This is a genomic window from Archaeoglobus sulfaticallidus PM70-1 (assembly GCF_000385565.1).
Lineage (GTDB): Archaea > Halobacteriota > Archaeoglobi > Archaeoglobales > Archaeoglobaceae > Archaeoglobus_A > Archaeoglobus_A sulfaticallidus.
This window is the reverse complement of the sequence record NC_021169.1, coordinates 1,043,145-1,062,245: the sequence shown is the minus strand read 5'-3', so window position 1 is coordinate 1,062,245 and position 19,101 is coordinate 1,043,145. Positions and strand designations below refer to the sequence as shown.

Sequence of the window (19,101 nt, the reverse complement as noted above, 5' to 3'; positions counted from 1 at the left end):
GAAGAGCAGGGATTAGTGTTATTTGGTGAGAGGAAGCAAGGTATGCAGAGTATGGGGGTTGAAGAATTATTTGTGAAGAAAGTTGGGAGAACAACCATAGTCGAATGCTAAAAATAACCGCAGTTCAATCAAACCTCAACGATGTACATAGTCACTGTGCATATCGCGACCAGTTCATCGTTCTGATACGCTTTTGATGTTGCCACGACTATCTTGCTCCCCCAGCTGACGACCTCACCCTCAGCAACAACCTTTCCATTTCTTACCGGTTTGAGGTAGTTTACCTTCATCTCGGCTGTTACGGCTATCTTCCCAGAACCATAAAGCTCCCTGTTTACAGCTAAACCAGCGGCGGAGTCAAGGATGCTTGCAAGAACTCCACCATGGGCTGTTCCAAGTGCCTGGTGGTGTTTTTCAGAAACCTCAAGCTCAACAATCGTTTTGTCTCCCAGCTTTGGCTTCATTCCAATCAATCTATACCAGCCAGAATTTCTCACCTTCTCCTCGAATTCCCTGATCTTATCCATGTCCTTCTACTCGCTCATTCATTTTTATCTATTTTGTTTTGTGGTTTGGTGTGTGGTATCCCGAAATAACCTCATCCTCAAACAACCACCTCCTGTTGAACCATAAAACTCTCTCAGCTGGCAACCTCCCCAGAATGGCTGATAAGGTGTCTCAAGCTCGTTAAATCACTTATGTTTTAACTCTGGTATTCTGCCTCTTTGTACTGCTTTTTGATCTGATAGACTTTTCTTAGAGTTACCCTCGTCACCGCTATTTTCTTTACTGGTGCTCCTCTGTCAAGCTGTCTGATCCATGATCTTCCTGTTCGTAGTTTTTCTCACAAGAGTTGGATGCTGGGTTGTGAAATAATTTTGGGATAGATAATTACCTCTGCAGGGATAGTAGATTAAAATTCACTACTATCAATAGTTCTTCCCTGATTTAGTTTTCAAGTATTTGTAAATTATAATATTTGGAAATTTAAACATCCAGAGATAACCAACAAAAGTTATATCTTTTTTTTAAAATCTCTCTTCGTGATGGAACTCAAAAAAAAGTCGAAAAAGAATCACTACACCATCTCCGAACTTGCAAGGGAGTTTGAGATAAGCACGAGAACAATCAGATACTACGAAGAAGTAGGCCTTCTATCACCAAAGAGAACACCTGGAAATCAGAGGAGATTCACAAGAAAAGATAGAGCAAGACTTAAACTCATTCTGAGAGGTAAAAGACTTGGTTTTAGGCTTGAAGAAATCAAGGAAATGATAGATATGTACGATGTCAGTGAGCCCGAGCAGATAAAACTTACACTGAAATACGGTGAGAAAAAGTTAAAGGAAATTGAAGAAAAAATAGAGGAGCTGAAGGCATTGAGAGAAGACATTCTGATGCTTAGAGAGATTCTTCTTAAGAGACTTGAGGAGCTTGAGGGCAAAAGGAAGTAAGATTTTTTAATGATTACACATTAAATTTCAAAACTGTTAAATAGAAGTTAACGTTAACGTTAAGTTGGTGAATTGAATGTATACAATACCGTATGTTTTGGAGAGGGCTGCAAAGCTGTTTCCTGAAAAAGAGGTTGCTGGAGTTGGTGAGAGACAAAATTACAGTGAAACATACAGCAGGGTTTTAAAACTGGCAGCTTATCTTAAAAAAATTGGTGTTGAGAAGGGAACAGTGGTAGCTGTAGCTGATTGGAACACTCTAAAATTCTTTGAACTCATATATGCCGTTACTGCTGCCGGAGGGATTATCTATCCTGTCAACATACGACTGCCACCAGAGCAAATCGCATACACCCTGAAAAAATCCGATTCCCAGCTGCTAATATATTCAGAAGACTTTAAGCCACTTGCAAATGTATTTGAAGGTGAGTCAATTTCTATCGACGATTTACAGTATTCTGAAGAGGAAATTGAGTGGGATGTGAGACAGGATGATTATTCAGTGATCATGTTCACGAGTGGTACAACCGGATTGCCAAAAGCAGTCAGATACACACACGAAAAAATGTTGCACGGAGCTTTGAGCATAGCTCATCAGCTTGTAATCCACGAAACGCCAGCAAAACTAACGGGCAATGACGTTATGTTTCCGCAGATTCCGATATACCACATTCTTGCATGGGGAACAGTTTTCATAGCACCATACATGGGTCTGAAGCTGATAATGGGTGGAAAATTCGATCCAGTTGGTGCTGTAAAGCTCATGAAAGAAGAAGGAGTGACATGGATAAATGCAGTGCCTACTATGATAAACATGCTCCTCGAAACGGGCGAAGATTTAAGTGGGTTAAAAATTCTTGTCGGTGGTAGCCCGGTAACATCCGATCTGGCAAGAAAAATGGAAAGCAGGGGGATAAAATTCACAACCATATACGGAGCAACGGATATGCTTGCCGCCTCAATAGCGATTCAGACGTCATACGCCAAATCAAAACCCGGTTACATGAGGGAGGTAACACATCCAGTTCCATTTGCCGAATTCAAAATAGTCCAACCTGAAGGTCTGAGTGGAGATATGGGGGAGATATTCTTCAGAGCTCCATGGCTTCCGGGAGAATACTACAAAGATGAGGAGAAAACAAGAGAGGCCTACACCGAGGATGGATGGTTCATAACGGGGGATGTTGGTATAATCATGCCTGATGGAGGAATAAAGGTCCTTGACAGGGTTAAAGATGCGATTAAGAGTGGTGGTGAATGGATACCAAGCAGCATCCTTGAATCAGCGATTTCAGAAGTTGAATGGGTGGAATACGTTGCTGTTGTTGGGAAAAAGGATGAAAAATGGGACGAAAGGCCTGTTGCAATCATAAAACCAACCGAGATGCAAAAAGCCAACGTGGAGGAAGTGAAAAATCATCTCCTCAAACTCGTTGAAGAGGGCAGAATTGCGAAGTGGTGGATTCCAGAGGAAATAATTTTTGTTGAAGAGATGCCTTTAACAAGTACTGGAAAGATAAGTAAATTAACTCTCAAGCAGAAACTTGGTATATAAGAGTGATAAAATGCTCGAAAACGATGTTCTGTCAACAGAGGAAGAGATCAAACTTAGAGAGGAAGTCAAGGAGTTTGTTGCAAGTATTGACCCAGAATTACTGAGAAAGATGGATAAAGATGAGATCGACTATCCCTTCGAATTCTTGGAGGGGGCTGCGAAGAGAAATCTGCTTGGCTTGAGATTTCCTGAGGAGTATGGAGGAAGGGGTTTAACGTGGACTGCAGAGAGCATAGCAATGGAAGAAGTTGGCGTTCTCGGTAATGGGCTGGGCTGCAGTTATGCGATGGTTAGCATAGTTGGTGAGGCAATATACAGATTTGGTGAGGAGTGGCATAAAGAGGAATTTCTCAAGCCCATAATCAAGGGCAAAAAACTCTCGGCTGAAGGATTAACTGAGCCACGTGGAGGAAGTGACTTCTTTGGAACGACAACGAAAGCTGAAAAGAGGGGGAACAAATGGATACTCAATGGAACCAAGAGGTTTATAGCTGGTGGCAAGGTCGCTGACTTTTACCTGATTTACGCGAGAACAGATCCAAGCGCTCCTGGACATAAAGCTCTCACGGCATTCCTCGTTGAGAGAGACATGGGTGTTGAGGTTGAAGAAGTTTACAATCTGCTTGGTTTCAGGGGCATGGGTACAGCAAGAATAGTTTTCAAAGATGTTGAGGTGCCTGATGAATACAGAATTGGTGAGGTTAATGGTGCAAGGATAATCTTTAACAGGATGATGATTCCGGAAAGGCTCACTTCTGCTGCGGGAGCCATAGGAACTGCAAGAGCTGCTCTGGAAATAGCTGTAAAGTACTCGGAAAAGAGGAAGGCCTTTGGAAGGAAAATCAGGGAGTTTCAGGGAGTGAACTTCATGGTTGCTGAAGCGATGACGAAGCTTGATGCGGCAAGAGCTTTAACATATACCGCTGCAAAAGCCGTTGATTTGTATGATACAGGCCTCTCAAAGCTCGATCCGAGGAGGCTTGTGAGTGAGGCAAAATATTATGCAACAGATGTCGGCTGGGATGTTGTTAATAAAGCCATGCAGATTCTTGGTGGGATAGGCTACACGCAGGTCTATCCAGTTGAAAGGATGCTGAGAGACATGCGTCTCTCTCCAATATGGACAGGTAGCAACGAAATAATGAAGGTACTGATTCAGCATGAGACCTACAAACTGATGGGGTTGCCATCAAAGGACAGAGATCTCGAGAAGGATGCGATGGACTGGTATAAGGAATGGGAGAAGGTTTACGAGTAATTTTTTATTTTATTTTTCTGCCGAAGCGACAATAATTGCTGCAATAGCTTTAAAAGGGTCTCTGTATGATTAAATCTCTAAAGGATAATTGGAATGCAAACACCAAAGTCGATAGATAAAAACTATATCAAATTCAGGAACTCAAAAGCTTCCACAACCCCATCACCGTTCTTCCTGCTCACGACAATGTCAGCCCTTTCCTTCAGCTTTATGTCTGCATTTGCCACGGCCACTCCAATCCCAGCAATCTCTATGAGATCTATGTCATTTTCAGAATCTCCAATAGCAACGAACTTCTCAACAGGAATACCAAGCTCGTCGCAGATATACTTCAAGGCTTTTCCCTTGCCGACATTCGCATCTGTTATGTGGTAGGCAAATCCAGAGTCTATCAGCTTTACTCCTTCAAGTCCAGCCTCTTTCAGAATTTTTTTACCTTCTTCCAGTCCAAAGTTCCTCCTCAGGCACACCTCTGATTTTCGGTATTCTGAGTCGAGGATTTCGATGTCGAAGTGATTTCCGAGTATTTCAACAGCCTTGAGGCACTTTGCAATATCTCCAAGGACTATATCCTCCCCATCGTACTCGAATCTCACAACTCCCCCATTCTCACAGATAACGATGTCAGATGCTCCGATTAACTTGGCGGTTGTTCTCGCATAGCAGGATATATTCCCGGTAGCGAGGACTACAGGGACTTTCAGCTTTCGTATAGCCTCAACAGCCCTGCAGTTAAGGCTTCTGTCTTTGTAGGTGATGGTTCCATCTATGTCTATTGCAACCCCCTGTACATCGAAAGTCATCCGATCACCTGTTTCAAATTTCTTCAAGCTGGTCTGCTATCTCCTTAACTTTGGTATTCACATTTTCAACTTTATTCTCAATCGATATCATCGAGTTTTTCAGGTCATTTATGCTCTTTATCAGCAAATAGAATCCCAGTATCATTATGATAGAGACTATTCCGAAACCCACTGTGAGAGATACCAAAAAATTTCCTCCTTCATACATACCCCACGGCAAAATTCACACCTCCAGATTTTTTATCGCCTCATTGCTTATGATAAACTTAAATTCATTTGCCCAGTAATACTTTTTCGCCTTGTTTTCTTCAAGCCTTATGTCACTGCTCACCAGTCCTGCCTTTTCAAGCTTTCTTAGGTGCAGGTAGAGAAGCTGTCTGGAAATAGAAAGCTCTTTAGCCAGTTCATACACATACCATTCCTTCTCGATGAGCAGTTTGAGTATCTTGACTCTCAGAGGATTCGAGAGTGCATCTCCTAGGCTCACTATCCTCGCAAGGGTTAATTCGGGCACTTTCCTCGATTTATCATGGAAACACATATAGCTTTCGATTGGGTTTGATGACTGATAGACAGGTTCGATAGACTGGATGATGGTATGAGTGTGGTGTGGATGGCATTTTCGTTAACAGTAATATAAGCGATAGCAAAAGATAAGCAAAAATTTAATAATCACTTTATAGACAATGGGTAACAATAGTTGGCAAACCATGCCGAGGTAGCCTAGCTGGTTGGGGCGCCTGACTCATAATCAGGAGGTCGGGGGTTCGAATCCCCCCCTCGGCATGATTTTTCCAATTGTTAAATCCCCGCCAGACCTCTATATTCATTTTCCTGTCAAACCACCATAACACAAGAAGACGCTGTCTTTTAACAACCTGATCAAAAGTCGTAGTCCTAACATATTCAAGCTTAGCCTTACAAATTGGACAATATCTACTATTTTTTGTACCACTTGTCTGCTTGTGATACTTTTGCTATGTAGTGCATAGCTCCAACTGTTACTGGTATCCTACCTTGTCCTCGAAAGTCAGTGTGACATAGTTCATTCCGTTAGTCTTCACCTCTTTTGGGACATTGACTGAGACACTCAAGCCACTTGTGCTCTGTGTTACGACTGAGGCTGTTGTTGTGCCGGCTAAAACCAACACTAACACGGGTTCTTCCTCGTCCTACTTTTCCTCCCTCTCCTCCTTCCTCTCTTCCTCCGAAGCCTACGGAGTTCGCTCATCGGCTGCTCCACAACCGCTCCATCGCCCTCGACATAGTATGCGTGCTTCGGCTTCGCTCAATTCTTGCAACAACTCTTTTTGGCAACTTGTCTCACCTTGCCAACCTTTCCCAAGAACAGATCCAACCGGTCTCGCATATTTCAAAAAAATGTGATAAAAGAGTATATAAAGGTTGAAAAAATAGGGGGTGTGAGTAATATCAATACCTCCGAACTAGCTTTGCATCTTTTCCTAAATGAAGTATGAAAAAGTATATTAAGTAATCAAATAAAATGATTAATTGTAAGCATTAGCAGGTGATCTTATGAGAAAAGCCATGTTTATTCTGGCTCTGGTTATGCTGTTATCCGGATGTGCAAAGCCCCAAGCCCCATCTCAAGCTCAACAACCTCAAGCTCAACAATCTGTCGTTGAGGTGAAGATCAGAGATTTCGCATTCGATCCAGAAACAGTAAGGATAAGCCCAGGCACCACAGTTCGTTGGGTTAATGAGGACAATGCGAGACATACCGTTACTTTCGAGGATGGCGTTGCCAGTGGAGATCTGAAAAAGGGTGACACATTTGAGAGAACTTTTTCCGAGAAAGGTACTTACAACTATTATTGCCAAATCCATCCCGCGATGAAGGGAACTGTTATTGTTGAATAGTTTTGAACGGTTTTCTATTTGTTTTTAATTTGGAGTTTGTAAAACGAAAATAACACGAACCTATTCTGATTATTTAGTTTTCAATGATACCAAATTGCAGTGTTTCAAAAACCCTCACTGGAAAAGTCGAGGGAGTTTATATACTCCCAACAGAGCTTCAGGGTGTTTCAGAAAGACATCTTTTCGAAGCCTCTACCTCTTCCCTCATACATGGCCCCATAAAGAGCCTCTAGTATCCTGCCTATCACAGTAAAACCACATGGCCCATCACTATTTGCAACCGGGCACAGTTCTCTAAAGTCCTCTCTGTTAAATTTGCCTGTTTCTAGTAATCTGACTACTGCAGCCTCAAGCTCTTCTATAGGGATCCTTTTGGGGTATTTCTCTTTTCCTCCCGTTACAACGTAGTAAAGGCAAAAGCGTCCCTCTCGGTCGTATCCCCACTTATGAAAACGATAAGGTTCGCCACGTTTAAGCTTGGGGAACTTGTCAATTCTTTTTGGAATGAATTCTCTTATCCTGTTTCTAATTTCATCAGAAAACATTTAGAGTCCTCCCTGCCTCGTAACAGTTAAGAGACTTTTTCGTCAAAAATTTTGTCGACACCTCTGAGGCAGTTTTGAATCTCAATATCTGCAAACAGTCGCTTTACTACTAAAGGCTTTTGCGACCTGTTCAAAGCTTTGCTCGGGTCTAATGAAAGAGTATTGTTTTGGCCAAGAGTTTACTGACGAAGTCGTTAACGTTTCCTGTGAGCGCATCCACCGCGACTATACCTTCCTTGCCCCCTTCGTATGTCTTCCATATGTGGTATGGGTAGTAAACCAAGCGATAGTCGCTTAGTTTGACATCCCAGATCATCTTTAGCATTCTCTCGGCATCATTCACACTAATAGATGGCGGTAGCAGCTTCTCACCAACTGGTTCACCGTCCTTCAGTTCGTAGAGCATTGAAATTCCTGCCAAAGCCGATGGATGCGGGATATTTACTCCGGGTTCATATTGAATCTGCCTTCCGACCTTTACCTGCCTGGCCAACCCCCTTGCAGTTAAGCCTTGAAGGAGTTTTCTTGCTTTTGCCTCAGAGCAACTCAGCAGCGAGGCTAAACTAGCAACAGTAAGGGAATCCATCGTCAATAGTAGTTTAAAAGCTTCAGCTTCAGCGTCCGAGATTTTTTGTGGTACGTGCAGAATCAGCTTAACACTTTCTCTTTGAGCACTCACAAGGGCATTTATGCACGCGTCAACAGTTAATTTAGCTTTGACAATTTTTACTTCGGACTTCTTCTTCAATAGTCCCCTGATTTCCGTTATCGCAACGTCGCAATCAAAATCATAATATGGGTAAAACACCGTAATGAGTTCCAGTACTTTTCCCCTTCTAAATAACCCCTAACTTGCTTCTCTGCTACTTTTTTGCTTTGCTCGGCTGAGAGTTTGGGTTCGATGTAAAAAACGTTGCTAACTGGCTCGACACTTGGGAGTTCTATATTTCCCACAAGACTTGTCAGCTTCGTGTAGTCCCATAGATCCACATTGTACCCATTCGCTGTTGAAACGGCATCTGGTGTGAAATAAGAAGTCGTAACAAGAATACCCCTATCTACTCCCAGATCTAGGACCTCCTGTATAAGTTTCATAACGATATCTTTGTTGATAGGGGTATCATACGCCTTGCACTCAATTACTATTCTTGAAAGATGGAGTGGGCATTTGTACTCTGCATAAACATCGATCTGATGTTCAACACCCGAACGGCCTTTAAGTTTGACATTATGCATGACATCGTAACCCTTGCTCTTGAAAAGTTGTGCAACCAATTTCTCAAGTTCCACTCCTTTTTCATAACTAAGTTGATTCATAGAGAATGATCTATTGAATCCCCTATTAATTTTACGTTATTATTTAAAGATGTCTTTTATCCGAACACTCCACTAGCAGTTCTCTCTTCTTTCTCAGTCTTGGAGGAGGGTAGCTGCATGTAATGATTCATCGATGCTTTTCACTCAGTAAATATCTTCCATTTTTGAACCTCCAAAACCACAGTTCTGCCACAGTTTGACAAGTAAATTAGTCTCTCTTCAGAACTTTGAACCTCAACCTCTGCCATCTTCGGGGGCACCAGCTTAAAGCTACCACCCGTGAACATACTTTTCCATCAACCTGTGATCGTCCTCGGTGAATGGCATGTTGAGGTAGTGTTCCACAGCAGTCAGAAGGGTGTGTGCTCTGTATGATTTCTATCCTTCTTTCCGGAAAGTAAAACATCAGCCAGCTTTCCCAGGTCTTCCTCGTCGTCTTGGCACCCCAATCCTCTCGAATCCAGCCCAACCTTCTCAGCCCACCTCATGAGATTTTCTTTCCATGTGTGTGGATCTGGAAGAGGTTTGTTGTCGAAGAAGAATGGCAAGATTTTCTTCCCATCAAGCTGAGCCTCATCTCTGTCTCTGCTTTCTTCGTCTTGTCACCTTCATCTCTGGTATCCTGATAAATATGCCGTCGAACCACTCTGGGTGCTGTTGCAGTCTGCGAGCCTCCTCATATCTGAGTCCTGTGAGTAGGAGTACATCGAGGTTGAGCTCTTTTTTCTTGGCTCCTTGCTTGAGTAGCTCGTATTCTACAGGGCGAAAGATGCGGAAGGGTCGCTTATGACTTGCCTTTTGCCCTCTTTCCTTTTTGTACTTAGGATCGTCGGGAGCTTCAACCAGGATGGGAGATAAATAATCCAGCATACATTTCTTTGTGGAAATGTAAGTATATAAAGCTTGAAAAAGTGGGGGGTGTGGGTAAAAGCCGAGGATCGTGTCCTTTTTGGCTGTGTGATGTTTGGGTTTCCTACATTTCTATGCTAGAAACGGTGAGTAATGAATCAACTGAAAAAGAAAATTGTAAATTTGTAAATTTTTTGGGCTCAATACTTTTGTACGGTTCAAAGCTTTTCCTGAATGTTTAGACAATGCAATTTTCGAGTTATTCTATCTTTTCACTCTCAACAACTCTTAGACCCGTATTTTCCTGAATCATCAGGCAGTTCTCACAGAGTATGGCTTGCATCTGCTTCCCATTATCCATAACAGAAGATATCAAGAAGATGTCTTTCTCATTCCCACAAATCCAGCAAACTTTGTGAGAACCGGCATTAGAAAATACTATTTCGCTTAGAATACGTTGATGCGCTGGAAGATCTTGTTTTGTATTATCCCACATCGATTTTGCATCGATCTCGGATATTTTGACCATTGTTTCTTTATGTTTTGTACCTCTATAAACTTTTCCTACCTCAGACCCTCTTGGAAAGTTGGCCGATAATGCCCATGAGCTGGTACATCTGCTGCTGAGTTGGGCTTATTAAGCGATTATCTCCCGATTATAATTTTCGGTCTTGCAAAGCAAGCTCAAACAGGTATGATTTCAGAGCTAACATGGTCTTCCAGAAATACTCATTTTTGGAAAAGTTGAATTTGAGAGTATTTAAAGGCTGAAAAAGAAGGGGAGTGTGAATTGAGGCAAGAGAGGGTTTTTCTGAGGTGGGCTGTGCAGATGACTTGGATAAAATGTTTCAGTTTTATAGTAAAAGTTAAACTTGTTGCTTACAATTTGAATTATTAACCTCTAATTGAAAAACAGCCAGGTGAGAGGCGTTGTCAATACGGTTTTGACAATGGATGGCTAATCCATCCTCAGTTATTCCTCAAGTAAATCCGTCAGTTACTCAAGGTTTAACTTTCGCCTCTAATACAACAGGATGGCACACTATATAACACTTCTGACAACTTAATTTTACATTGTTGTCAATAATACTTTCCTAGGATTGAAAAAGTAGTAGAAGAGTTTCTTTGACCAGATTTTTGGAAAGATTGGAGGAAATGTTTCAGTGTTGTAGTAAAAGTTAAACATGAGATGAGCACTAAACATATTATGAATGCAGAAAAAATATTGGAATTAATAAACGAGTTTGTAAGCTTGATAGCTAAAAAAGAGGAAATAGATGGTAAGATTAGTTCTCTAACAATACCAGCGGGTGGTACTATCGAAGTAGCAGATGACTTTTTTGTGTATGGAGCTTTAATAAAGAAGGATGATATTTTTGAAATACACAGATACATGACTGTCGATAGTTTAAATGGGATTGTGACAGATGTAGATAAAGCAAATGAACTGCTCGACGAATGGTTAGAAACTAAAAAAAGATTGGAAGAAATAGTAAAAGAACTCGAAAAAGAGCAGATAAGTAGTATTGACGGATTCTATTCGATATTACGACAGCTTTATATTAGGACAATCTAATTTTTTCAAAACAACAGGTTCTCAGTGAACTTAGCAATATACCTCTTCCCTGTCTATACAGTTTTATAACAAGTCACATTGTATATTTGTACCAAAACCTTATCTAAGGTGTTAACTGAAGGGTTTACTTACCCCTATCGCCCGCTTTGTTGCATCGAGCTTGATCGAGCATCTCGAACTCGACTACCCAAACCTCTTGTTCAGGATCCCACGAGCCATTGATTTCTTTCCAGATTCGTTTGAACTGTTCGATGCTGTAGCCTCCCTCCGCTTGAGCATCCTCGGGAGAGATGTCTCCTAACCTCTCTTTTCTAAGCCTTGTAACTCTCAGCAGGGCAAAGTAATCTTTACTGAAAAGCTTTGTCTTTGCCTTGTATATCCCGCCAACCTTCACTCGTGGCTTTTTCCACACCATCCTGGTCTGTGTTTTGAGGCCAGATAGGATGGGTTGTACATGTTCGGGTTTGAAAAGCAGGACCAAGCTAAACACATCCTAGGATCCTACTCAGAAACCCAAAGCTCTCGAAAAATCAAGTTCGAGCTGGATCGAGGGAGAACCACCTCTTAGCCGTTCTAAACAAATGATCATCAATCCTCCAGGAAAAATGCCAGAGATTCACCAAATCTTTTGGCATGTAGCGCTGTGTTCAGGAATCAAAAGTTCTGCGTATTGTTTACCCATCTTAATGCCTGTTGCACAATTGCTCAGAAGTATCCACCAGTACTTACTTTGAAGCCCGCATTCCGGATCATATCGGCAAAGTCTTCATGGTTTGGTTTTAACTTATCCCTGACATCATAAAATTCCATGTCAAGCCACCTGTACTTGTCCCGAGATAAAGAATGATACGGCAGCACGTCCACTCTTTCCACATCCAGCTTTATCAGCAATTCAAGGAACCCCTGAAAGTCCCTTTCACTCTGAAAGTTGCATGATGGAATGAATGGTATTCGCACAACAACCTCTGCGGTCTTAACCAGTTTTTCGAGATTCTCCAGAATAGTTCTGTTATCAACTCCAGTAAATCTCAGATGTCTCTGACTGTCGTAATCTTTCAAATCGTAGAGAAAGAGGTCGACGAGGTTCAAACTCTTCTCGATGTTCTCCCATCGTGTGTATCCAGAGGTGTCAACAGCCGTGCTGATCCCCCTCTCCCGACACAGCCTCAGCAGCTCAAGGAGAAAATCAGTCTGGAAGTACGGCTCTCCACCCGAGAATGTTACACCACCGCTGGAATTCCTGTAAAAAATCAAATCCTTTTCAACCTCTCTGATCACATCTTCCGCCTCTATATCGTATCCATATAGGATAAGTGCATTGTTGCTACAGTTCTCCACACACGCTCCACAGCCGTTACAGAGATCGCTGTTTACCGATACTCTTTCACCTTCCCAGAGAAGAGCATCTCTCTCACATACCTCGATGCAACTTAAGCAGCCAGTACACATATCCTCTCTATAAGCCAGATCAATATCAAATCGCTGAGACTCCGGGTTATGGCACCACACGCATCTGAGGGGGCACCCTTTCAGAAATACTGTGGTTCTTATGCCATACCCATCGTGGATCGAGAAACGCTGGATTCTGAAGATTCTGCCCTTCATAATCACATCTTACAGGAAATCCTTGCTATCAACTCATCCTGAACAGCCTTTGAAAGTTCAACGAAATATGCGCTCCATCCTGCAACTCTAACGAGCAGCCACCTGTACTTTTCAGGTTCTTCCTGAGCCTTCTTGAGCAGATCCTGATTGAGCACATTAAACTGAATGTGCATACCTCCAAGATCCACAAAGCTCCTTATGAGGGCTTTTATAACATCTTTTCCCTTGGCACCCAGGATTCCGGAATCGAGATTGACCGTGAGAGATGAGCCGTTTGACAGCATCTCATAATTCAGCTTGCATGCGGATTTTATCGCTGCTGTTACTCCTTCTCTATCCATTCCAGTGCTTGGTGAAACTCCACTGTTTAAAGCGCTGCCCTGCATTCTGCCAGATGGCAATGCAGAAGTCATGAAGCCGAAGGCTACATTCGTTGTCATCGGATAACAGCCAGCGGTAAACCTTCCTCCCCTGAAATTTCTGTATCTGGAGACCTCTTCACAGTACATTTCGAGAACCAATTTAGCATACCTGTCCGCCTCGCTGTCGTTGCCGTATTTGGGTGCATTGAGGAGGAGGGAACGGAGCTCTTCATAACCATTGAAATTGCTTCTGCACGCTTCGATGATCTCATCAAGGCTGTAACCCTTCTTTATAGCGAGTTCTATCGCTGCGAGAGAATCCGCCACATCAGCGATACCTACCGCCTGTATGCCGGTAAAGTTGTACTTTGCTCCGCCCAATGTAACATCAACGCCCTTCTCGAAGCAATCCTCGATACAGAGTGAAAGTAATGGTGTGGGTTTAACGCTTGCGTTTGCATATTCAAGGATGTTGGATCCTTTTACCACCTTCTTGATTATATGAGCAAGCTGCTTCCTGAAGGCATCTATAACTTCCTCTAGACTCTCAGGTTTTTTGATCTCTAAGCCAAATCTGTATCCGAACATTATGTCTGTTCCCTCATTAAGAGCGTATTCAAGGGCTTTAGCCAGGTTTATTAAAGCAGCATCACTGGATGTGAAGCTGTTCCCGAAAGGAGCAATCTCAACGCAGCCTACTGTGGAATAGTTCCACAAATCTTCTTCCTCCACACCGGCAGATCTAAGGGCTTTGAAGATCACCTCATCATTAAAAATCCCTATGTTGTTTTTCCCTTCAGCGATAAGATCAGCCAGGACATCTAAGAAGCTGTCAGGGGTTTTTGAGCTAACTCTGACATGAACATTTGGCTGTCTCAATGGTACAGCCTTTGTGACCTCAAGCATGAGGTAGGAGAGATCGTTTGTCGCATCATTTCCGTTTGCATCAATTCCACCAATCGTCAGTGCCTGATTCGTCGCCTGTCCCGAGAAATAAAGCTCAAGGAGAGAGTCGAATGGTGGGACGATCTCGTTCGTCTTAATCCATAGATTTGCCAGAATCTCGAAAGCCTGTTTCCTGTCAATTCGCCCTTCTTTGAGATCTTTCAGGTAGTACGGTAGCAGATACTGGTCAATTCTTCCCATTGAAATTCCCTGTTCATAGTTTTCCTGATGAAGGGCAGACTGAACAAACCAGACAAACTGTACAGCCTCATGAAAGCTCTCAGGCTTCTCTGCCGGAACTCTCCTGCAAATTTCAGCAATTCTCAAGAGCTCCTCCCGTCTTTCGTCATCCGCTTCATCAGCCATCTTCTCTGCGAGCTTTGCATACCTGTTTGCATAGCTTATCATTGCCTCGCTGACAATTTCAGCGGTTTTGTAAAACACCAGCTTGGGGGCATCCCAGCACCCGTTATCTTCAAGCTCGACAACATTCCTTCTGCTTTCTTCAATAAACCACCTGAAACCCCTCTTCAGGAGATATGGGTAATTTACTGCAATATGGGATATGCCGGCGAATTCCGTTAAAACAAAAACAGATCCAGTATAGAGAACCTCTATTATTTCTGGCATGAGTTGTGAGGCGAATGCCTCGATGTTTCTGCTCTGCCAGTATGGGGCAATTTCCTCTCTCAGAATTCTTGCGTCCTCCTCCCTTACAATAAGTCTGTTTGTTTCTCTGGATGGTAGACTTTCAAGTTCGTTGATTATCCTCAATCCCACACCTTCGGGGAAGAGGATTGCCCCAGGAGGATCCGGGAGCATCGTGCCGACAACAATCTCATGAGGGAGAATCTGAACTGGAATGTTTTCAAGAATGTGTTTCAAAGCCTTTGCCTGCCTGATCGGCATCGGTTCGCCTTCTGTCTCCTTCATCGACTCCGTATAAAGCACGCATCTTTCTATGCTGAGTCTTGGGGGTTTCTGGATATTGGTTATGAGTTTGTTAACCCTATCCATGAACAATATACAAGATTAATACTTAATAATTTTGCTGTTTTATACTTTAAAGAACATGTCGGATACCAGTATCTTTCTTTCCACTCACCATCAATTGTCCAATTCCTGAATTGTCCAATTTCCACTTCCAGATTCATGTCAAGAATCTACCCGGAACCGGCAACCGTTTGAGCTTACACTTACAAACAAATTTAAACCCCTTACAGCAACGAACATCAATGAGATTCGCAGGAATAGATCCAGGTACATCGAGCTACGAGATATTCATTCTTGAAGATTCAGAACCCCACGACAGGATAGAGATTGAAACCTCTGCAGTTAGAGAGGATCCCGAATCTGTAAAGAAAATATTTGCCGATCTGGAAGTGGATGTTTATGCTGGCCTGTCTGGCTATGGTCTGCCATTCAAAAGGTTCTCAGAGCTTGATGAGAAAGACATTTTCCTGATGACTCTCAATAAAGACGAGGAAAAAGCGATCGGAATGAGAAGCCTGATTGATGTTGCCATAAAGCTTGATCTCGAGATCTATACCATTCCGGCAGTTATACATCTCCCGACAGTCCCGGAATACAGAAAGATAAATAAAATCGATATGGGCACTGCGGACAAGCTCTGTTCAGTTGTTCTTGCACTCTACTCGTGTGAGGATGTGGGTACTGCGGACTTCATACTCGTAGAGTCTGGTTATGGTTTTAACGCCTTCATCTCTGTGAGCAGGGGAAAGATCATCGATGGACTTGGTGGCAGCTCATCTTTTCCTGCATTCTCATCTCTTGGAGCAATGGATGGTGAGCTAGCATACCTGCTTGGAGACTTTCCAAAAAGATTGCTCTTCAGTGGTGGTATCAAAAGCTATCTCCATGATATGGGCATTCAGGTGAACAGCATTAGCGAGATGCCTGAAGACTCGCTGGTCTGGTTAGCAGAATACCTGTTAAAGGGTGTGAGGGCTGTGAATGTTCAGAACACTGACAGAATATTGATGTCTGGCAGGAATTTTTTGAATTCGAGGTTCAGGAAAATATTCGTGGAGATGGCTGAAGACTTCACCTGTGAGAGGCTTGAGGGATTCGGGATCTCCAAGCAATCTGCAGAGGGGGCGGCGATAATAGCAAATGGCATTGCTGGGGGAGAATATAAGCATCTTGTAACCCATCTCGAGCTCGATAAAGCTAGTGGAAGCGTTCTGGACTACATAACCTCTGACATCAGAAGGCACCTGAATCTGCAAAAATACTTTTAAGTTTATTCTGTTTGTATAACTCATGGAAGTTAAAGCTGAAAGGTGTGTTGGCTGTGCATTCTGCATGCTTATCTGTCCATATGATGCTGTAAAAGTGTTCGGGAAGGCTGAAATAGATGAAGAAAAATGTAAAGCCTGCCTGAAGTGCGTTTACTACTGTCCGAAGTCTGCAATAGGTGAGTGAATGAGGGTGGCTATCATAGGTGCCGGACTGGGGGGGTTGCTGTCGGCATCTATCCTGTCGGAAAAGGGCTATGCTGTTGATGTATATGAAAAGCTGGGATTCTATGGCGGAAGGTTCACGAGCATAAAGTACAGAGGATTTGAGATCAGCACCGGAGCTTTACACATGATCCCACACGGCAGAAGAGGTCCTCTCGGTAAAATGCTTAAAAGGATCGGTACAGATGTGGAAATAGTCGATTCAAAGCCAGAAGGTGTGGCTTTACAGAATGGAGAGATGATAGAGATCAGAAGCTCTTCATTCCCGAGGAAAACGAAGCTGAAGTATTTCAAGTGGTTGATAGGCTACAAAATATTCGGAATAGACAGAACGATGGATGAGTATGCAAGGGAGATGGATGATTTCACCCTTAAATTCTTTGAGAAATTTCTCGGGTGGTCTTTAAGCATCTATCCCGATCAGATAAAGTTCTCAGACATATATGAAATTTACAAGAGGGTTCTGAAATATGGAGGTCCCGGAATTCCGATAGGTGGGTGTAAAAAGGTGGTTACCGAGCTTGCTGAGATAATAAAAAGCAATGATGGGAATATATACCTTAAAAAACCCGTAGAAAAGCTCATATACGAAAACAAGGAGATCAGGAGCCTGAAAGTCGATGGTGAGGAGAAACACTATGACATATTCATATCGAACATAGGGCATTCCCTGACAAGGGAGCTTCTGGGTTTCAGCAGACAGGATGTGGTTGAGAGCAGAGGTATAAAGTACTCGATCGCTTTAAAAGAGCCTTTCATAGGCCATACTGGAATATGCTTCCCGTTCGATGTTGAGAAAATAAGCGGGATGAACGAGGTGACCAATGCGGATCCCAGCTTAGCTGAAAACGGTCATCTGCTTATGGCACATCAGCCCGTTAGACATCCGGCTCAAATAAAAGATGAGATCAAAGCAGGAATTGCCGAGCTGAAAGAAGTACTAAAGGGCCATGAATACGAGATCATAGCAATTCAGAGCTACCACAATGACTGGCCCGTTAACAGGGTTATGAGCGGAAAGGATACTGGCTATCAGACTGAATTCAGAAACCTCTTTGTGGTCGGAGATGGAGCGAAGGGCAAAGACATCGAGGTGGATGGTGTAGCGCTTGGAGTCGCAAACCTTATGCGTGAAGAATTCGGACTGAACATGGGGATTGAGTGATGCCCGCAATTGCTGTAAGAAACCTCTCAAAGAAGTTCGGGAGAAAGCTGGTTTTCAAAGATGTGAACTTTGTTGTTAAAAGGGGTGAGAAGGTAGCGATCGTTGGAGTGAACGGCTCGGGCAAAACAACTTTGTTGAGGATACTCTCCGGGCAGATAAAGCCGAGTGCTGGCTATGTTGAAATCTTTGGAAAAAATCCATATATGGATGTTGAGCTGAGGAAGAAAATTGGTTTTCTATCCCACAGCAGTCACCTGTACAGAGAGCTTACTGCAAAAGAGAACCTGATTTTCTATGCAAAGCTGATGGGTGTTGATGAGAGCAGAGTGAGCGAGGTGTTAAAGCTCGTTAATCTATGGAAAGCTAGAAATGATCTGGTAAGGTCTTTTTCTAAGGGAATGGAGCAGAGGTTGAAGATTGCCAAAGCTTTGCTGAACGATCCGGATATTTTGATCTGCGATGAGCCATCTGACGGGTTGGATGTTAGGGGCAGAGAGTTTATCAGAAATTATATAAAAAACTTCAATAAAACCGTAATAATCTCCACACACAGCGAGGAAGAGATAAGGCTATGTGATAGAGTTCTGGGTTTTAGGGATGGTAGCATAGTGGAGCTGTCAAGATGATATCCAGATTAATCAGGGATGGAATAACGATAGCACTCAAGGATGCGAAAGTGGAGATGAGGAGCAAGAGCACGATAAGCTTCATGATCCTGTTTTCGCTTATGAATATAGCACTCTTTAGCATTTCAATATCCTCAAGAGATATACAGCGAACGGCTCCAGCGCTGATATGGATTGTCTTCATATTTGTTGGCATTGTTGGATACTCAAGAGCATTCACGAAGGAGTATGACGAGCAAACGATAGATGGGCTGAGGATGTTCGCAAAACCTCAGTCAATACTGCTTGGCAAGATAATCTACAACACATGCATTTTGATACTTCTTGAGTTCATAATAGCCCCTATCTTTATAGCTTTCTTCAACCTCGAAATCGAAAATCTGGTGGATTTCTTTGTAATCTTAACGGCTGGCAACTTTGCGTTCATAGTTACAACCACATCAATGTCCCTGCTTACGGTTAAGTCCAGAGCCAGAGAAATCCTGCTTCCCGTGATACTCTTTCCGATAATATTTCCGATAATAAATGTAGCGGTAACCGCTTTAACGCAGGTCTTTCACGGATTTCACTATGAGGTCAGCAGGCTGTACATCATAGCCTGCTATACTCTCATAATCTCCCTTATTGGATTCCTCACAGTGGATTTCGCCTTGGAAGAATAGTGCATAGCATAGTCA

The 19,101-nt window shown here is 42.9% G+C and carries 24 protein-coding genes, 1 tRNA gene and 1 pseudogene; 11 read left to right on the top strand and 15 right to left on the bottom strand.

Annotation, left to right across the window (positions count from 1 at the left end):
• Positions 1 to 128: 128 nt before the first annotated feature.
• Both ASULF_RS05750 and ASULF_RS11690 read right to left on the bottom strand, forming a co-directional pair.
• A complete protein-coding gene (locus tag ASULF_RS05750) occupies positions 129 to 527 on the bottom strand; it encodes a PaaI family thioesterase (RefSeq protein ID WP_015590755.1) in 399 nt (132 codons plus the stop codon).
• 194 nt (positions 528 to 721) lie between these two features.
• Positions 722 to 848, bottom strand: a pseudogene (locus ASULF_RS11690) (IS481 family transposase); the annotation flags it as partial.
• A 198-nt stretch (positions 849 to 1,046) separates the two neighbouring features.
• On the opposite strand from ASULF_RS11690, the gene ASULF_RS05745 reads away from it, so the two are divergent.
• From ASULF_RS05745 to ASULF_RS05735, 3 genes are all read left to right on the top strand, one after another.
• Positions 1,047 to 1,454, top strand: a complete 408-nt coding sequence (locus ASULF_RS05745) for a MerR family transcriptional regulator (RefSeq protein ID WP_015590754.1) — start codon at positions 1,047 to 1,049, stop codon at positions 1,452 to 1,454.
• Positions 1,455 to 1,530: 76 nt separating this feature from the next.
• Positions 1,531 to 3,009 carry an AMP-binding protein gene (locus ASULF_RS05740; RefSeq protein WP_015590753.1) on the top strand — a complete coding sequence of 493 codons (1,479 nt, stop codon included), beginning with the start codon at positions 1,531 to 1,533 and terminating at the stop codon, positions 3,007 to 3,009.
• 10 nt (positions 3,010 to 3,019) lie between these two features.
• Positions 3,020 to 4,267, top strand: coding sequence for an acyl-CoA dehydrogenase family protein (locus ASULF_RS05735; protein ID WP_015590752.1), 1,248 nt, complete (start codon positions 3,020 to 3,022; stop codon positions 4,265 to 4,267).
• Positions 4,268 to 4,389: 122 nt separating this feature from the next.
• On the opposite strand, the gene ASULF_RS05730 is transcribed toward ASULF_RS05735, so the two are convergent.
• The 3 genes from ASULF_RS05730 to ASULF_RS05720 are packed head-to-tail and all read right to left on the bottom strand — an operon-like array spanning position 4,390 to position 5,611.
• Positions 4,390 to 5,070, bottom strand: coding sequence for a phosphoglycolate phosphatase (locus ASULF_RS05730; protein WP_015590751.1), 681 nt, complete (start codon positions 5,068 to 5,070; stop codon positions 4,390 to 4,392).
• A 13-nt stretch (positions 5,071 to 5,083) separates the two neighbouring features.
• A complete protein-coding gene (locus ASULF_RS05725; protein ID WP_015590750.1) occupies positions 5,084 to 5,290 on the bottom strand; it encodes a hypothetical protein in 207 nt (68 codons plus the stop codon).
• A gap of 3 nt (positions 5,291 to 5,293) precedes the next feature.
• Positions 5,294 to 5,611, bottom strand: a complete 318-nt coding sequence (locus tag ASULF_RS05720; RefSeq protein WP_015590749.1) for an ArsR/SmtB family transcription factor — start codon at positions 5,609 to 5,611, stop codon at positions 5,294 to 5,296.
• A 171-nt stretch (positions 5,612 to 5,782) separates the two neighbouring features.
• Here ASULF_RS05720 and ASULF_RS05715 point away from each other — a divergent pair.
• Positions 5,783 to 5,856 (top strand) — tRNA-Met (locus tag ASULF_RS05715).
• A gap of 215 nt (positions 5,857 to 6,071) precedes the next feature.
• Here ASULF_RS05715 and ASULF_RS11920 read toward each other — a convergent pair.
• Positions 6,072 to 6,227 (bottom strand): hypothetical protein, encoded by a 156-nt coding sequence (locus tag ASULF_RS11920; RefSeq protein WP_169336388.1) that lies wholly within the window; start codon positions 6,225 to 6,227, stop codon positions 6,072 to 6,074.
• A gap of 379 nt (positions 6,228 to 6,606) precedes the next feature.
• On the opposite strand from ASULF_RS11920, the gene ASULF_RS05710 reads away from it, so the two are divergent.
• Positions 6,607 to 6,951, top strand: coding sequence for a cupredoxin domain-containing protein (locus tag ASULF_RS05710; protein WP_015590748.1), 345 nt, complete (start codon positions 6,607 to 6,609; stop codon positions 6,949 to 6,951).
• A 167-nt stretch (positions 6,952 to 7,118) separates the two neighbouring features.
• Here the strand turns inward: ASULF_RS05710 and ASULF_RS05705 are convergent, their stop codons facing one another.
• From ASULF_RS05705 to ASULF_RS05680, 6 genes are all read right to left on the bottom strand, one after another.
• Entirely contained in the window at positions 7,119 to 7,496 is a 378-nt protein-coding gene (locus ASULF_RS05705) for a hypothetical protein (RefSeq protein ID WP_015590747.1), read from the bottom strand.
• A 148-nt stretch (positions 7,497 to 7,644) separates the two neighbouring features.
• Positions 7,645 to 8,082, bottom strand: a complete 438-nt coding sequence (locus ASULF_RS05700; RefSeq protein ID WP_144060485.1) for a hypothetical protein — start codon at positions 8,080 to 8,082, stop codon at positions 7,645 to 7,647.
• Positions 8,083 to 8,261: 179 nt separating this feature from the next.
• A complete protein-coding gene (locus tag ASULF_RS11315) occupies positions 8,262 to 8,813 on the bottom strand; it encodes a restriction endonuclease (RefSeq protein ID WP_015590745.1) in 552 nt (183 codons plus the stop codon).
• A gap of 350 nt (positions 8,814 to 9,163) precedes the next feature.
• Entirely contained in the window at positions 9,164 to 9,361 is a 198-nt protein-coding gene (locus ASULF_RS05690; RefSeq protein ID WP_048098138.1) for a hypothetical protein, read from the bottom strand.
• A gap of 25 nt (positions 9,362 to 9,386) precedes the next feature.
• A complete protein-coding gene (locus ASULF_RS05685) occupies positions 9,387 to 9,683 on the bottom strand; it encodes a hypothetical protein (RefSeq protein ID WP_015590744.1) in 297 nt (98 codons plus the stop codon).
• Positions 9,684 to 9,921: 238 nt separating this feature from the next.
• A complete protein-coding gene (locus ASULF_RS05680; RefSeq protein WP_015590743.1) occupies positions 9,922 to 10,191 on the bottom strand; it encodes a hypothetical protein in 270 nt (89 codons plus the stop codon).
• A gap of 678 nt (positions 10,192 to 10,869) precedes the next feature.
• Here ASULF_RS05680 and ASULF_RS05675 point away from each other — a divergent pair.
• Positions 10,870 to 11,238: a hypothetical protein gene (locus ASULF_RS05675; protein ID WP_015590742.1), complete on the top strand. Its 369-nt coding sequence runs from the start codon at positions 10,870 to 10,872 to the stop codon at positions 11,236 to 11,238.
• Between the two features lie 124 nt (positions 11,239 to 11,362).
• Here ASULF_RS05675 and ASULF_RS05670 read toward each other — a convergent pair whose 3' ends face one another.
• The 3 genes from ASULF_RS05670 to ASULF_RS05660 all read right to left on the bottom strand — a co-directional run bounded on the left by ASULF_RS05670 (position 11,363) and on the right by ASULF_RS05660 (position 15,167).
• Positions 11,363 to 11,719, bottom strand: a complete 357-nt coding sequence (locus ASULF_RS05670) for an ASCH domain-containing protein (protein ID WP_048098334.1) — start codon at positions 11,717 to 11,719, stop codon at positions 11,363 to 11,365.
• 224 nt (positions 11,720 to 11,943) lie between these two features.
• Positions 11,944 to 12,843, bottom strand: coding sequence for a glycyl-radical enzyme activating protein (locus tag ASULF_RS05665; protein ID WP_015590740.1), 900 nt, complete (start codon positions 12,841 to 12,843; stop codon positions 11,944 to 11,946).
• A gap of 2 nt (positions 12,844 to 12,845) precedes the next feature.
• The gene (locus tag ASULF_RS05660; protein WP_015590739.1) at positions 12,846 to 15,167 is read right to left on the bottom strand and encodes a formate C-acetyltransferase/glycerol dehydratase family glycyl radical enzyme; all 2,322 of its coding nucleotides are present in this window, start codon (positions 15,165 to 15,167) and stop codon (positions 12,846 to 12,848) included.
• A 218-nt stretch (positions 15,168 to 15,385) separates the two neighbouring features.
• Here ASULF_RS05660 and ASULF_RS05655 point away from each other — a divergent pair, with 218 nt between their 5' ends.
• Genes ASULF_RS05655 through ASULF_RS05635 form a run of 5 tightly spaced genes read left to right on the top strand, consistent with a single transcriptional unit; the run spans position 15,386 to position 19,086 of the window.
• Positions 15,386 to 16,411, top strand: coding sequence for a DUF1464 family protein (locus tag ASULF_RS05655; RefSeq protein ID WP_015590738.1), 1,026 nt, complete (start codon positions 15,386 to 15,388; stop codon positions 16,409 to 16,411).
• 22 nt (positions 16,412 to 16,433) lie between these two features.
• Positions 16,434 to 16,595: a 4Fe-4S binding protein gene (locus ASULF_RS05650; protein WP_015590737.1), complete on the top strand. Its 162-nt coding sequence runs from the start codon at positions 16,434 to 16,436 to the stop codon at positions 16,593 to 16,595.
• Positions 16,596 to 17,798, top strand: a complete 1,203-nt coding sequence (locus ASULF_RS05645) for an NAD(P)-binding protein (RefSeq protein ID WP_015590736.1) — start codon at positions 16,596 to 16,598, stop codon at positions 17,796 to 17,798.
• Positions 17,798 to 18,424, top strand: coding sequence for an ABC transporter ATP-binding protein (locus ASULF_RS05640; RefSeq protein WP_015590735.1), 627 nt, complete (start codon positions 17,798 to 17,800; stop codon positions 18,422 to 18,424). The genes ASULF_RS05645 and ASULF_RS05640 overlap by 1 nt, the downstream gene beginning before the upstream one ends.
• On the top strand, positions 18,421 to 19,086 hold the full coding sequence (locus tag ASULF_RS05635; RefSeq protein ID WP_015590734.1) for a heme exporter protein CcmB: 666 nt from the start codon (positions 18,421 to 18,423) through the stop codon (positions 19,084 to 19,086). The genes ASULF_RS05640 and ASULF_RS05635 overlap by 4 nt, the downstream gene beginning before the upstream one ends.
• The last annotated feature ends 15 nt before the right edge of the window (positions 19,087 to 19,101 follow it).

Bases quoted from the DNA above. Each gene is read 5' to 3' on its own strand.
- ASULF_RS05750 (WP_015590755.1), bottom strand. From the start codon at position 527: ATGGATAAGATCAGGGAATTCGAGGAGAAGGTGAGAAATTCTGGCTGG.
- ASULF_RS05745 (WP_015590754.1), top strand. From the start codon at position 1,047: ATGGAACTCAAAAAAAAGTCGAAAAAGAATCACTACACCATCTCCGAA.
- ASULF_RS05740 (WP_015590753.1), top strand. From the start codon at position 1,531: ATGTATACAATACCGTATGTTTTGGAGAGGGCTGCAAAGCTGTTTCCT.
- ASULF_RS05735 (WP_015590752.1), top strand. From the start codon at position 3,020: ATGCTCGAAAACGATGTTCTGTCAACAGAGGAAGAGATCAAACTTAGA.
- ASULF_RS05730 (WP_015590751.1), bottom strand. From the start codon at position 5,070: ATGACTTTCGATGTACAGGGGGTTGCAATAGACATAGATGGAACCATC.
- ASULF_RS05720 (WP_015590749.1), bottom strand. From the start codon at position 5,611: ATGTGTTTCCATGATAAATCGAGGAAAGTGCCCGAATTAACCCTTGCG.
- ASULF_RS05710 (WP_015590748.1), top strand. From the start codon at position 6,607: ATGAGAAAAGCCATGTTTATTCTGGCTCTGGTTATGCTGTTATCCGGA.
- ASULF_RS05705 (WP_015590747.1), bottom strand. From the start codon at position 7,496: ATGTTTTCTGATGAAATTAGAAACAGGATAAGAGAATTCATTCCAAAA.
- ASULF_RS05700 (WP_144060485.1), bottom strand. From the start codon at position 8,082: ATGGATTCCCTTACTGTTGCTAGTTTAGCCTCGCTGCTGAGTTGCTCT.
- ASULF_RS11315 (WP_015590745.1), bottom strand. From the start codon at position 8,813: ATGAATCAACTTAGTTATGAAAAAGGAGTGGAACTTGAGAAATTGGTT.
- ASULF_RS05685 (WP_015590744.1), bottom strand. From the start codon at position 9,683: ATGCTGGATTATTTATCTCCCATCCTGGTTGAAGCTCCCGACGATCCT.
- ASULF_RS05680 (WP_015590743.1), bottom strand. From the start codon at position 10,191: ATGGTCAAAATATCCGAGATCGATGCAAAATCGATGTGGGATAATACA.
- ASULF_RS05675 (WP_015590742.1), top strand. From the start codon at position 10,870: ATGAATGCAGAAAAAATATTGGAATTAATAAACGAGTTTGTAAGCTTG.
- ASULF_RS05665 (WP_015590740.1), bottom strand. From the start codon at position 12,843: ATGAAGGGCAGAATCTTCAGAATCCAGCGTTTCTCGATCCACGATGGG.
- ASULF_RS05660 (WP_015590739.1), bottom strand. From the start codon at position 15,167: ATGGATAGGGTTAACAAACTCATAACCAATATCCAGAAACCCCCAAGA.
- ASULF_RS05655 (WP_015590738.1), top strand. From the start codon at position 15,386: ATGAGATTCGCAGGAATAGATCCAGGTACATCGAGCTACGAGATATTC.
- ASULF_RS05650 (WP_015590737.1), top strand. From the start codon at position 16,434: ATGGAAGTTAAAGCTGAAAGGTGTGTTGGCTGTGCATTCTGCATGCTT.
- ASULF_RS05645 (WP_015590736.1), top strand. From the start codon at position 16,596: ATGAGGGTGGCTATCATAGGTGCCGGACTGGGGGGGTTGCTGTCGGCA.
- ASULF_RS05640 (WP_015590735.1), top strand. From the start codon at position 17,798: ATGCCCGCAATTGCTGTAAGAAACCTCTCAAAGAAGTTCGGGAGAAAG.
- ASULF_RS05635 (WP_015590734.1), top strand. From the start codon at position 18,421: ATGATATCCAGATTAATCAGGGATGGAATAACGATAGCACTCAAGGAT.